Below are 13523 nucleotides of genomic sequence, written 5' to 3'. Positions count from 1 at the left end.
TGGATATTTGCTATTAAAAAATGTTGCCCTTAAAGTCCGAAATACTTCATATAAGTATCCATGTCCTTATCTCCCCTGCCCGAAAGACAGACAACTACGTTTTCTCCGCCTGTAAAAGTCATTTTCTCTAAATGTGCCAATGCATGTGCACTCTCTATCGCAGGAATTATTCCTTCCAGCTGCGTGCATAATAAACCTGCCTGTAAGGATTCGTCATCTGTAATAGAGACATACTCAGCACGTGTAGTTTTGAATAAATGTGCATGCTGTGGACCAATACCTGGATAATCCAGACCAGCAGATACCGAATGTGGTTCTACTACCTGCCCGTCTGCTGTCTGCATCAGGATACTTCTGCTCCCATGCAGCACACCTTCTTTGCCCAGATAAGTCGTTGCAGCCGAAAAGCCACTGCTTACGCCTTTTCCTGCCGCTTCCACAGCAACAAGTTTTACTTTTTCATCATCTATAAAATGATAAAACATGCCCATTGCATTACTTCCACCACCAACACAGGCCAGCACATAGTCGGGCTGATCATTACCGGTTTGCTCGAGCAATTGTTTTTTGGTTTCTTCAGAAATAACTGACTGAAAAATAGAAACCATATCCGGATATGGATGTGGTCCCACCACAGAACCAATGATATAGTGCGTATCCACCGGATTATTGATCCAGTCGCGCATCGCCTCATTGGTAGCATCCTTCAGGGTCTTACTGCCAGACACAGCTGAAACCACCGTTGCACCCAGCATTTTCATCCTGGCTACATTCGGTGCCTGCCTGTGAATATCAATTTCACCCATATAGATCACACATTCAAGACCACGCAGCGCACATACGGTCGCTGTTGCCACACCATGCTGACCAGCGCCGGTTTCTGCAATAATTCTCTTTTTACCCAATCGCTCTGCCAGTAAAATCTGACCGATGGTGTTGTTGATCTTATGGGCACCAGTATGATTTAAATCCTCCCTTTTCAGGAAGATATTTGCATTGTATCTAGCAGACAAGCGTTTTGCCAGGTACAGTGGCGATGGCCTGCCTACATAATCCTTAAGTAAGGCATGAAATTCTTTCTGGAAATCTGCGTCATTGATGATCTTGAGATAATTTTCTCTCAGCTCTTCTACATTGGGATAAAGCATCTCCGGAATATATGCTCCGCCAAAATCACCGTAATAACCTTTTTCATTTACAAAATAACTCATAGTATGATTTTTAAATTTTGTCAGTTCTTCTATATTTTTAAATCCCGGTACAGTTTCAAACCTGCTGTTTACATCTATCGCATATAAACGATGATCACTAAGCTGTTTCAAAGAGGCTACACTTTCCGGGCCAATTCCGCCACTTAGAAAATAAGGCTTATCCATTTTATATTGCTCCAGCAATTGCCAGCTGAAAGTTTTTCCGGAACCACCATGTTCAGCCGTCTGCGTATCAAACAGGAAATAATCTGCAGCATCTTCATAGGGTTTCAATGATGCAAAATTAAAAGCAGCATCGATACCGAAAGCTTTAATTACCTCTGCATCATTTGAAAGTGCCCTGCAGTAATCCGGACTTTCCTGTCCATGCAGTTGCACCGCTTTTAACTGGTAATCTGCAATTGCTTTTTTCACCACATCCAGCTCCTCATTAACAAATACACCTGTAGTTTTTACCGGCAATGGAATCTGTCGTATCACAACAGGATCAAGGTCGGCAATGAACCGTTTTGAAGCCGGGTAAAAAATAAAACCCAGGTAATCCGGTTTCAGCGCTACTGCATCCCTTATATTCAGGGGATCTTTCATTCCACAGATTTTCAATTTCGCGATCATCCAATCAGGTTTTTGAAGCTTCGTAATGCATTACCGCCGATAAGGGAAGTCTCTGCTTCATAATAACAATCAGCAAACGACTGCTCCGGAGCAATAGTCTGAATGGCTAAAGCAGCGTTACATAAAACCACATTATTTTGCGGATAAGTCCCCACCCCTTCCAGCACATTCATAAATATTTTCGCAGAAGACTCCACTGTATCTCCTCCTGTAATCTCATGTTCATCAATCTCCTGAAAACCGAGATCGGAAACCTTTAGCAGTGCCTCTCCTTTTTTACTGAACGTTTTCACGTCACAGGTCAGGGAAACTTCGTCAAAGCCATCCACCGCATGCAAAATCGTATAGTTTTTATCAGTTTCCTGGTACAAATACGCATATAAACGAGCCAGTTCCAGGCTAAATACACCTACAATCTGATTCTTCGGCTGCGCCGGATTGACCATAGGACCAAGCATATTGAAAAACGTTTTAACGCCCAGGTCCTTACGGATAGGCGCCACAATTTTCATAGCCGGGTTAAACAAAGGCGCATGGATAAAGCAGATTCCGGCTTTATCAAGACTGCGTTTCAACACATCCTGATCACCGGTAAACTGGTAGCCCAGGTATTCCATCACATTAGACGAGCCGCAACCGGAAGATACACCGTAATTACCATGTTTGGCTACCTTATAACCCGCACCGGCAACTACGAAAGACGCTAAGGTGGAGATATTAAAGGTATCTTTTCCATCCCCCCCGGTACCACAGAGATCTACCAGCTCAAAATCAGAGAAGTCTACCTTTACGCATAACTGCAGCATCGCATCTCGAAAGCCCTGCAGTTCGGCTACAGTAATGTTACGCATGCCAAAAGCGGTTATAAATGCAGCAATCTGAGCAGTGTTGAACTCTCCGGAAGCGATAGCGGTTAAGATACGCTGAGCTTCTTCCCTGCTAAATGATTTGTTTTCGAATAAGTGGTTCAGAATTTTCTTCATGGGTATAAAACAAAAAAGGTTGCTCTAAAAGCAACCCTCCAATATTATTTATAAAAAATAAAACGTACACAATTGGGTTACACTACGCTGCTGCGTTGTGCCACCACCAATTATTAAGTCCGTTTGTTTGTATCATCGTCTGGCAAATATGGAATTGTTTTTGCAAAGCAGCAAATATTTCTGAATTTAATTTGTCTTCAGGAAGTCAAGGATAAAATCATAGAGCTGATTACCGCCAAATATCAGCTGCGTAATCATACCTACATGCTTTTTTCCTTTGATGATGTGTAAAGTACTGGGTACTTTTTGTGCAGTGAGTAATTGCTGGAGCCTGGCCGACTGTATCCGGATAGCGGGATAAGTTTTTGCACCGTAAAAAATCAGATGAGGATTTCTGCTGTGCTGCACATAATGTAGTGGCGATCCCTCCTCCCACACTGCCGGATCTTTGCTGAAAGTTCTCAGGAAATCAAAATAGCTGTCATCCTTCTCTGCTTCAGACATATATTCTTCCATATCAAGTCCAAAAGGATCGTTAAGAATCACACCCTTAACAGGATTAACTATCCCGGCTTTTTTGAAATAACGCGGATCATCATTGATCAGCTCTGCCAGATGTCCGCCGGCAGAATGCCCCATTAAAAAGATCCGCTCAGGATTCCCACCGTAAGCAGCAATATGCTTTTGTACCCATTTTACCGCCTGCGCACAATCATCCCCCATTTGTCCGAACTGGTTTTCAGGTGCCAGTCCGTAATTAATATTTACCGTCACCACACCTTTACGGGCCATATTTCTGCCCAGCCACCAGTAAATGTCTTTTTTGCCACTGCTCCAGGATCCGCCGTGGATAAATATGATCACATCCGCGGGCGACCTATCCTGCTGGTAATAAACGTTCAGCTGCCTTCTTTCATCATTCTTTTCTGTGTAATTTATGTTTTTCTCCACTTTTACCCCGGCACATAAAACAGATATTTGTCCCAGAAAAGCAAATAGCATCAGTACGTTTTTTAAATTGATCATTCCTTATTTTATTAAGGCATTCTTCTCCTTTGTAAAGTGATTAAATACCAGTTTATCAGCAAGTGCAGGCAACAGCTTATTGATCCAGACTGTTAGTTTCCCTTGTCCCGTCATCACTAAAGTGCGCTTACGGGCAGCAATTCCGTCAGTAATATGGCGTGCAACCTCTTCGGCCGACATCATTTTACCTTCTTCCATACTCGTTTCACCGTGTGCAGAACCGTCTTTCGCCAATGCAGCAACGCGGATATTAGAGGTGGTAAAACCAGGACAAGCTACCATCACATGTACGCCACTATGCAGCAGTTCAGTCCGCAGTGCCTCCATAAACCCATTCATCGCAAATTTAGAAGCAGAATAACCAGTCCTTCCCGGCAAACCTCTGTAACCTGCAATAGAAGATACGCCAATAACACTACCTTTGGTTTTCAGGATTTCCGGTAAAGCGTATTTTGTACAATAAACAGTACCCCAGAAATTTACATCCATCAGGTCTTTTAATACCGAAAGATCCAGCTCATTGAACAATGCACGCATCGAGATACCAGCGTTATTGATCAGTACATCAACCCTTTCAAAAGTCATTACTGCCTGTTTAACCAGCATTTCGCAGTCGCTTTCTTTCGTTACGTCCGTCTGTACCGCCAAAGCTTTAATCCCGTATTTTTTTTCAAGATCTGCCGTAACCTCACACAAAGTCACAAATTGTCTTGCTCCTAATACCAGGTTTGCACCGCGCCTGGCAAATTCTTCTGCACAAGCTTTTCCTATACCGGAAGATGCTCCGGTAATAATGACTACTTTATTCTTGAAATCCATTCTGATTATTTGATTATTGAATTGACATAAGGCACCCTGGTTACGATAGAGCGGCCAAGGGTAATCTCATCAGCATATTCCAGTTCACCACCAAAAGCAATTCCCCGGGCAATCGTTGTGATCGGTATCTGGAATTCTTTCAACCTTTTATACAGGTAAAAAAGTGTCGTGTCCCCCTCCATTGTAGCACTTAATGCCAGAATCACTTCTTTAACAGGCGTAGTCGCTACACGCTGCACCAGGGAATCAATGTATAAGTCGGACGGGCCTATACCATCCATCGGCGAAATCAATCCGCCCAAAACATGGTACACGCCAAAATATTGCGAAGTGTTTTCTACCGCCATTACGTCCCTGGTATCTTCTACTACACAGATAATCTCTTTATCTCGTTTCTGCGAAGTACAGATTTCACAAACCGTATGATCTGAAATGTTATGGCAGATGGTGCAATGCTTGATTTCCCTTCTCAGTCTGATGACCGACTGACCAAAGATGTCTACTTCCTCCTGCTCTTTGCCCAGTAAATGAAGCACCAGACGCAATGCGGTCTTTTGTCCCACACCAGGTAGTTTCGAAAATTCGTTAACAGCATCCTCTAGAAGCTTGGAAGAAAAGTTCATCTTACAAATTTATATTTATCTTCTGTTATTTGATTTTTAAAATATCATTTTCTTACATTTAGCTCCTAAACCATTACCTGAATATGACTCCAGCCATCCTTTTATCCTTCTTATTGGGATACTTTGCACTCTTAGTCGGTGTCGCTTATTTCACTTCCAGGAATTCCTCAGACAACGCCTCCTTTTTTATTGCAAACAGGAATTCAAAATGGTACCTGGTGGCTTTCGGAATGATCGGAACCGCGCTTTCCGGGGTAACATTTATATCTGTGCCGGGTGCCGTAGGAAAAGGTGAATTTGGATATTTCCAGTTCGTTCTAGGTAACGCAGTTGGTTTCATTATTATTGCAACTGTCCTGCTCCCGCTGTATTACAGGATGAACCTGATTTCGATTTATACTTATCTCGAAAGAAGGCTCGGACCGCATAGCTATAAAACAGGAGCTGTAATCTTTCTTGTTTCCAGAACAATAGGCTCTTCCTTGCGCTTATTCCTGGTAGCCATTGTTTTACAGCGTTTTATCTTTGATGCATGGAACGTACCCTTCTGGATCACTATAGTAATCTGCCTGGTATTGATCTGGCTATATACACATAAGGGAGGATTGAAAACGATTATCATCACAGATACACTGCAAACAGTTTTCCTGCTTTTATCTGTTGTCTTATCAATCATTTTCATCTCAAAAGCATTAGACCTGAATGTTTCAGGCACATTTGAAGCCGTAAAAAACAGCAGTTATTCAAAAATATTCTTCTGGGAAGATTTTATGGGTACTAAATCGCACTTCCTGAAACAATTCCTGGGCGGGATCTTTGTGACTATAGCTATGACAGGATTGGATCAGGACCTGATGCAGAAGAACCTCAGTATGAAAACTATTGGTGAAGCGCAAAAGAACATGTTCACATTTACCGGTGTTTTTGTCGTAATGAATATATTTTTCCTCAGTGTAGGCGCGCTGTTATATATTTTTGCTGCTAAAAACGGTATAAATGTTGCAGCATTAAAAACACCTGATAACCTGTATCCTGAAATTGCTTTAAATCACCTGAATGTTATTCCCGGGATTATATTTATGCTTGGGCTTACGGCGGCGACCTTTGCAACTACTGATTCTGCACTAACGGCGCTGACGACTTCCTTTTGTATGGATTTTCTGCATTTCGACAAAAAGGAGGATCAGAATGCACCAGAGTTAGTGAGCAAACGACATTTAGTGCATATCGGTTTTTCAGTGTTAATGGTGATCGTGATACTGATATTTAAAGTGATAAATGATGATTCGGTAGTGAATTCCATGTTTATTGCTGCAACTTATACGTATGGCCCATTATTAGGGTTATTTACCTTTGGGATGCTGACCAAAAGGGCGGTGCTGGATAAATTGGTACCCTATATCTGTATCGCCTCCCCGCTATTGTCTTTTTTCATCAAAAGTAATAGTGTAAATTGGTTCGGTTACGAGCTGGGTTTTGAACTGATCGTATTAAACGGGCTGATCACCTTTGTATTATTATGGGTAACTGGCAAAACATCTGTTACCCAAACCAGGTTTTAAATATAAATTAGAAGAGAATGACGAGCGACGAAAAGATAAGAAGTGCTTTTGAGAACAAAAACTGGCAGGAAATAAAAGTAACAGACTCCTGGTCCATCTTTAAGATCATGGCCGAGTTTGTAGATGGATTCGAGAAACTGGCTAAAATTGGTCCCTGTGTATCCATATTCGGTTCAGCAAGAACTGCAGAAACCAATAAATATTATCAGATTGCTGTAGAATGCGGGAAGTTACTGACCGACCGTGGTTATGGTGTAATTACTGGCGGAGGCCCCGGTATCATGGAAGCGGGGAACAAAGGTGCACATACCAATGGAGGTAAATCTGTAGGCTTAAATATTGATCTGCCTTTTGAACAGTTCCATAATAAATATATCGACCACAATAAATTACTGGAGTTTGATTATTTCTTTGTGAGGAAAGTAATGTTTATGAAATACTCACAGGGGTTCGTAGTACTGCCCGGCGGCATGGGCACCATGGATGAGCTTTTTGAAGCGATTACCCTCATCCAGACGGGTAAAATTGCCCGTTTCCCAATAGTTCTTGTTGGTAAGGATTACTGGGGAGGATTGGTAGAATGGATTAAAAATACCATGCTCGAAAAAGAGCATAATATTCATGCAGAAGACCTGAACCTGTTCAGACTTGCTGATACTGCAGAAGAAGCAGCAGAGCATATCTTCAGATTCTATGATAAATATGTATTGAAACCTAACTTTTAGTATTCAACTGGTGGGGTTAAATATGGCTTACCCCACCAGACACTACTAATTTCATTGCTTCAGCAGCACTCATATGTAATGTTTGTATCTTTTCTTTTTTAACCACACAAACCTGTCCGGCAAAAGAATAAGAAAAAGGGAAGTAAACAATTGCCTCACCGGGTAAACCGATAGCATTCAGATCATCCTTAGTCAGAAAACCGATTTTCTTTAAATCCCCTTCTACTTCTACCAGTACAGGATGATTAAACTTTTTCTCATCTCCTACAAAGGCTTCCGCCAGATCTTTAATAGACGAATACAGGAAATTCAATCCCGGTAGTCTGTTCATCCAGCGGTTAAACCAGTTGTACATCGGCTCCGTCACGAAATTCGTCACGACTATACCTGCAAGCAAAATGAGTGTCACCACCAATGCCAGCCCCAATCCGGGTATATTCCTGCTTGCTCCCGTTCTTGGATCAACACCCAGAATATTGTTCACATTCAGCCAGCTGTCTACCGTAGTCACTGCCCATATCACGATGTAAATACTTAATGCGATAGGCAATACAATCAGTAAACCTTTAATCAGATAGTTCAGTAAAGCTCTGCCAATTCTATTCATCACACAAAATTACTCATAAAAATAGACTCGTTTAACCCTTTGAGAAATATTAGTCAGAATTTCATACGGAATGGTATCAATTTGTGTCGCCAAAGCCGCAATGGTGAGCTGATGATCGAATACAACTACTTCATCACCAGATTTCACATCCATACCTGTGACATCGATCATACACATGTCCATCGCAATAGAACCTACCGTAGGCACCAGCTTTCCATTCACCAGCATCTTGCCCACGCCATTACCAAATGCACGGCGATAACCATCAGCATAACCGATCTTAACTGTTGCGGTTTTCCCTCCTTCGGGCAATACGCCACGCCTGCCATAACCCACAGTTTCCAGGGGACCAATGTTTTTGACTTGCGTGATAGTTGTTTTTAAAACAGCCACCGTTTGTAATCCCCTGTTGCCTTTCAAACCCGAATCAAAACCATACAGCCCTATCCCTATTCTCACCATGTCCAGTTGCGCAGCAGGATGGCGTGTAATAGCAGAGGTATTCGAAATATGCCTGATAAAGTCATACCCCAGCGTCTCTCTCAACTGTGCAACCATAGTCAGCAACCTTTCTACCTGATACCTGGTAAATTCATCATGATTTTCATCTTCACTTGCCGCCAGATGTGAGAACGCAGATACAATCTTTAGTTTTTTGGTGTCTGTAAGCAATGGCAATAAAAGTGATAAATCAAGTTCTTCAAAACCAAGACGGTGCATGCCTGTATCAATTTTAATATGTACAGGATAATCACTTACCGTTTCCGGTAAAAACCCGATAAACTCTTTAACAATATCCAGACTGTATAACTCAGGTTCCAGTTTATATTTGATGATGGCTTCAAAAGCAGATGGCTCCGGACTCATGACCATAATTGGCAGTGAAATCCCGGCCTTTCTCAGCGCAATACCTTCATCGGCATAAGCCACAGCAAGGTAATCCACTTTATGATATTGCAATAAATTAGCAATCTCAAAACTTCCGCTGCCATAGGAGAAAGCCTTCACCATAGCCATTACCTTCACCCCGGGTTTTAACTTGGATTTATAAAACCGCAGGTTACTCGCTAAAGCGTTCAGGTCAATTTCCAATACCGTATCATGCACTTTCTGCGTCAGCAATTTACTTATCTTCTCAAACTGAAATCTACGCGCACCTTTAACAAGGATGGTCTCATTAGCAAAGTGTACTTCCGGTAAATGCGTGATAAAGTCCTGCGTACTTTGATAAAAAGAGGCTTCAATCTCAAATGAAGCGGCGCATGCAGAGATATGCGGACCAATTCCAATCAGCCTGTTCACCTGCTTTTGCTTCAGCAGGGAAGCAATTTCGGCATAGAGATCCTGATCCTTTTTTCCGGTCTCATATAAATCTGATAGGATCAGGGTTTTAATGACATGCTGATTTTGCAATTTCAAAAAATCGAGTGCGATAGCGAGTGAAGAAATATCTGCACTGTAAGAATCATCAATTACAGAACATTGGTTGATCCCATTTTTCAGTTCCAGCCGCATATTTACAGTGGTCAGCTTCTCCAGCCTGATATCGGCCTCGTCAGCACTATAACCCATGGCCAGCAAGGTGGCCCAGCAAATAATGCCGTTTTCTACCGATGCACGGTCGCGAAAAGGAATCAAACACTCTATCTCTTCATTCTTATACAGTGCCCTGATGTAGTTTTTGCCCTCTATAGGTTCTACAAATAGAATCTGAAGATCCGCTTTCTGGTTCATACTCCAGCAGAACTTTTGTTGGCCAGGTAAATCTTTGGCAGCAATACCAGCTGTATATTCCGGCGAATAGATAAATACCCGCGTATCTTTAAACAGTTTCAGTTTCTCCTGCAGCTTTTCCTTTGCTGAAGAGAAGCCTTCTGCATGTGCTTCCCCTATATTAGTCAGGATGCCGATTGTGGGTCTGATTACCTGCTCCAAATGCGCCATCTCCTCCGGACGAGAAATGCCGGCTTCAAAAATCCCGAGTGTATGCTCAGGCTCCATCTGCCATACGGACAAGGGTACACCTATTTGTGAATTAAAACTCTTCGGGCTTCTTACAATATTAAAATCTGCCGCCAGCAGTTGATATAACCATTCCTTTACCACAGTTTTGCCATTACTGCCGGTGATTGCAATCACTTCATTGTTAAATTGTGCACGTTTATAAGCAGCAATAGCCTGCAATGCTTTTAGTACGTCAGGAACCAGTAAAAAATTAGCGTCAGGATAGCGGTCAGCGTAATCCCGGTCGCTGATCACAAAGTTCCTCACGCCGGTTTCATAGGCTTCCCTGATAAATTCATGCCCATTCCGCTGAGCAGGTATGGCGAAAAATAAAGCGCCTTCAGGGTCTGCAATGCTTCTGCTGTCAATCACCAGGTTATTGATGATAGTCGTGCTCTTCGCATTTTGCAGGTTGATGTGTAAGATTCCAGCGATCTGCTGAATGGTATAATTCCTTTCGCTCATGGATCAGGATGATTTAGCTATGCCAGCAAAGTTAATAAGTTAACCAATATGTACCGATGTTTGTGGATATTTGCACGGAATAAAAATCAGCTGCCCTTGGAACGAAAACCATCTAAACCTATTGTCCTAGATAAGAGATCTGCTTTAGTGAAAGCGGAAAGTTACTGCGCCTACCAGGAACGCTCACAGCAGGAAGTGAGAAATAAGCTGTATGACTGGGGTCTGTGGAAGGATGATGTAGAAAATGTAATCTCAGAACTGATCCAAAACAACTTTCTGAATGAAGAGCGTTTCGCCAATGCTTATGTTTCCGGTAAGTTCAACATCAAAAAATGGGGCAAGATTAAAATCAAACAGGGGCTGAAGCTAAAGAAAGTGCCGGATAAGATGATCATGAAAGCTTTAAATACGATAGATTACGACGAATATCTGAAGGTTATACTCGCCGCCGCAGAAAAAAAAGCAGCTGTTTTAACGGAAAAAGATAAGTACAAAAGGAAATATAAGCTGATGACCTACCTTTTGGGGAAAGGATTTGAAAGTAATTTAATTTCTGAAGTACTGAATGACAATAACTTAAGCTGAGATCGGTTTTTTTTGTAAAAAATAACTTGACAGTAATACAAAAGTATTTATATTTGCAATCCCAAACGGAAACAAGGTTAATCATTTAAACGTTGTTCTAAAGGGCATCATCGGATGATGATTGAATACAACCAATGCGAAAGTAGCTCAGTTGGTAGAGCACGACCTTGCCAAGGTCGGGGTCGCGAGTTCGAATCTCGTCTTTCGCTCTAAGTTCCTTTACCAGGAACTTAATTTAAAAGGTTAACACCTGCTCAGATGGTGGAACTGGTAGACACGCAGGACTTAAAATCCTGTGACCTTAAAAGTCGTGCGGGTTCGATTCCCGCTCTGAGTACAACAAAATACCTGTATAAAGCTATACAGGACTTAATTACCATACCAATGCGAAAGTAGCTCAGTTGGTAGAGCACGACCTTGCCAAGGTCGGGGTCGCGAGTTCGAATCTCGTCTTTCGCTCTAAAAGCCTTCTTTATTGAAGGCTTTTAATTTTAAAAGGTTTTACACCTGCTCAGATGGTGGAACTGGTAGACACGCAGGACTTAAAATCCTGTGACCTTAAAAGTCGTGCGGGTTCGATTCCCGCTCTGAGTACAACAAAATACAGGGATTACGTTAAAACGTGATCCTTTCTTTATTTAAGACCGATTTTAAAGCATCTGAATAGCTTCTGCAGGATCAGGCCTGTTCTGCCGGCATCAGAGATCAATTCACAACTTAAAACAGATTTCCTGTCCTTTATTGTAATCATATTCCAAATCCCAATACAATTATAAATAGGCTATTTTTTTTTATTAAAATTAAATTTCATTCCTTATAATCATATTATTTTTTAAATAATATACAGTCCGCACACTATTCAACCCGTAATTTGATAAAAAGCTAAGGAAGAGATAATGCGTTATTATTCCAGCTCTCGTATTTTTCTTTTTCAGGGCACTTGCTTTGTAATAGAGTGGTTACAATGATGACAACACTCGTCTCATTTTAAATCACACAGATGAATAATCATGCACTTTTAATAAACGGTAAGACCCCAACACAACAGCGTACAAAATACGCGATCATCAGAAGCACTATATGGTCACTGATTGTACTCGCAGCATTTTGTACTGCCAGCTGTTCAAAAGATAATGGAACAGATATTATTGCTGATTCAACAGAAATGGTTCAAAAGATTACTTTATCATCCAGCCCGGTAGCAGGTGGAGTAACAGCGATCACAGGCACTCCGAGTAAAGGTGCAGAAGTTGTGGCTACAGCTACGGTTAGAACAGGGTACACTTTTACGAGCTGGACCATTAATGGTGCAGTTGTTTCTACAAGTCCGAGTTACCCTTTTATCGTAACAGCAGATGCGAATTTAGTAGCTAACTTCACTGCGATTCCTGATGGGAAATTAGCGGTAAACATTTCATCAAACCCGGTAATCGGCGGTACAACAAACGGATCAGGATCATATACTCCCGGAACGGAAGTAACCCTGACTGCAACACCTAATGCAGGTTATATTTTCACTGGATGGAGTGGTGCCGTTACGGAGACAACTAATCCATTGAAATTTATTATCCTTACTAACAGAACATTAGTAGCGAACTTTACAGCAGTTAAAGTTGTGGTTAACCTGGGTACAGCGGCTAACTATCAGATTCTAGCTAAAACCGGAATTTCTACCACTGGTGTTACATCAATTACAGGTGATATAGCTGTAAGTCCCGCAGCTGCTACAGCGATTACTGGATTCGGTTTAACACTTGATGCCAGCAACCAGTTTGCGCTTGCACCTGTTGTAATTGGTAAAATTTACGCAGCAGATTATACAGCACCGACTCCGGCAAAGATGACGACTGCAGTAAGTGATATGGAGAATGCTTTCACCACAGCCAACGGCCTTACTACACCTGCCCCTATCGTTGAAATATATGCAGGAGATATCAGCGGAAAGACTTTAACTGCCGGTGTATACAAATGGGGAACAGGAGTACTGGTTTCAGCTGCTGGTGTAACACTTAATGGTGGTCCGAATGATACCTGGGTATTCCAGATTGCGCAGAACCTAACCATCAGCAACAGCGCTAAGATTACCTTAACTGGTGGTGCTCAGGCGAAAAATATCTTCTGGGTAGTTTCAGGAGCAGCAACGCTGGGCACTAATGCAGATTTTAGTGGTATTATCCTGAGTAAAACACTCATCTCACTGAATACAGGAGCCAAGGTAACAGGCAAGCTTTTAGCACAGACAGCTGTAACGCTGAATGCAAGCACTATTCTTGAAGCTAAATAACAGAATTTCATAAG

General features: G+C 42.0%; 11 protein-coding genes, 4 tRNA genes and 1 pseudogene. 8 read left to right on the top strand and 8 right to left on the bottom strand.

The window, feature by feature from the left end:
• Positions 1-29: 29 nt before the first annotated feature.
• From trpB to recR, 6 genes and pseudogenes are all read right to left on the bottom strand, one after another.
• Complete coding sequence (gene trpB / locus OQX62_RS12415; protein ID WP_265832175.1) at positions 30-1211, bottom strand: tryptophan synthase subunit beta; 1182 nt, start codon at positions 1209-1211, stop codon at positions 30-32.
• Positions 1212-1235: 24 nt separating this feature from the next.
• Positions 1236-1799, bottom strand: a pseudogene (locus OQX62_RS25110) (phosphoribosylanthranilate isomerase); the annotation flags it as partial.
• A 23-nt stretch (positions 1800-1822) separates the two neighbouring features.
• On the bottom strand, positions 1823-2809 hold the full coding sequence (trpD, locus tag OQX62_RS12405) for an anthranilate phosphoribosyltransferase (protein WP_265831852.1): 987 nt from the start codon (positions 2807-2809) through the stop codon (positions 1823-1825).
• 186 nt (positions 2810-2995) lie between these two features.
• Entirely contained in the window at positions 2996-3835 is an 840-nt protein-coding gene (locus OQX62_RS12400) for an alpha/beta hydrolase (protein ID WP_265831851.1), read from the bottom strand.
• Between the two features lie 3 nt (positions 3836-3838).
• On the bottom strand, positions 3839-4654 hold the full coding sequence (locus OQX62_RS12395) for an SDR family oxidoreductase (protein WP_265831850.1): 816 nt from the start codon (positions 4652-4654) through the stop codon (positions 3839-3841).
• Positions 4655-4659: 5 nt separating this feature from the next.
• Entirely contained in the window at positions 4660-5277 is a 618-nt protein-coding gene (gene recR / locus OQX62_RS12390) for a recombination mediator RecR (protein WP_265831849.1), read from the bottom strand.
• A gap of 83 nt (positions 5278-5360) precedes the next feature.
• Between recR and OQX62_RS12385 the strand changes: the two genes are divergently transcribed.
• Together OQX62_RS12385 and OQX62_RS12380 are read left to right on the top strand one after the other, a co-directional pair.
• A complete protein-coding gene (locus OQX62_RS12385) occupies positions 5361-6839 on the top strand; it encodes a sodium:solute symporter (RefSeq protein ID WP_265831848.1) in 1479 nt (492 codons plus the stop codon).
• 17 nt (positions 6840-6856) lie between these two features.
• Positions 6857-7564 carry a TIGR00730 family Rossman fold protein gene (locus OQX62_RS12380; RefSeq protein WP_265831847.1) on the top strand — a complete coding sequence of 236 codons (708 nt, stop codon included), beginning with the start codon at positions 6857-6859 and terminating at the stop codon, positions 7562-7564.
• Positions 7565-7580: 16 nt separating this feature from the next.
• On the opposite strand, the gene OQX62_RS12375 is transcribed toward OQX62_RS12380, so the two are convergent.
• Both OQX62_RS12375 and OQX62_RS12370 read right to left on the bottom strand, forming a co-directional pair.
• Entirely contained in the window at positions 7581-8171 is a 591-nt protein-coding gene (locus tag OQX62_RS12375) for a DUF502 domain-containing protein (RefSeq protein WP_265831846.1), read from the bottom strand.
• Between the two features lie 9 nt (positions 8172-8180).
• The gene (locus OQX62_RS12370; protein ID WP_265831845.1) at positions 8181-10640 is read right to left on the bottom strand and encodes a bifunctional UDP-N-acetylmuramoyl-tripeptide:D-alanyl-D-alanine ligase/alanine racemase; all 2460 of its coding nucleotides are present in this window, start codon (positions 10638-10640) and stop codon (positions 8181-8183) included.
• Between the two features lie 96 nt (positions 10641-10736).
• On the opposite strand from OQX62_RS12370, the gene OQX62_RS12365 reads away from it, so the two are divergent.
• From OQX62_RS12365 to OQX62_RS12340, 6 genes are all read left to right on the top strand, one after another.
• Entirely contained in the window at positions 10737-11225 is a 489-nt protein-coding gene (locus OQX62_RS12365; RefSeq protein ID WP_265831844.1) for a regulatory protein RecX, read from the top strand.
• 136 nt (positions 11226-11361) lie between these two features.
• A tRNA-Gly gene (locus OQX62_RS12360) sits at positions 11362-11434 on the top strand.
• A gap of 43 nt (positions 11435-11477) precedes the next feature.
• A tRNA-Leu gene (locus OQX62_RS12355) sits at positions 11478-11562 on the top strand.
• A 49-nt stretch (positions 11563-11611) separates the two neighbouring features.
• Positions 11612-11684, top strand: a tRNA-Gly gene (locus tag OQX62_RS12350).
• Positions 11685-11734: 50 nt separating this feature from the next.
• Positions 11735-11819, top strand: a tRNA-Leu gene (locus OQX62_RS12345).
• Positions 11820-12225: 406 nt separating this feature from the next.
• Positions 12226-13509: an ice-binding family protein gene (locus OQX62_RS12340; protein ID WP_265831843.1), complete on the top strand. Its 1284-nt coding sequence runs from the start codon at positions 12226-12228 to the stop codon at positions 13507-13509.
• The last annotated feature ends 14 nt before the right edge of the window (positions 13510-13523 follow it).

It is taken from the genome of Pedobacter sp. MR2016-24, from assembly GCF_026239655.1.
Classification (GTDB): domain Bacteria; phylum Bacteroidota; class Bacteroidia; order Sphingobacteriales; family Sphingobacteriaceae; genus Pedobacter.
The sequence above is the reverse complement of the archived record's forward strand: the minus strand, read 5'-3'. Positions and strand labels throughout refer to the sequence as shown.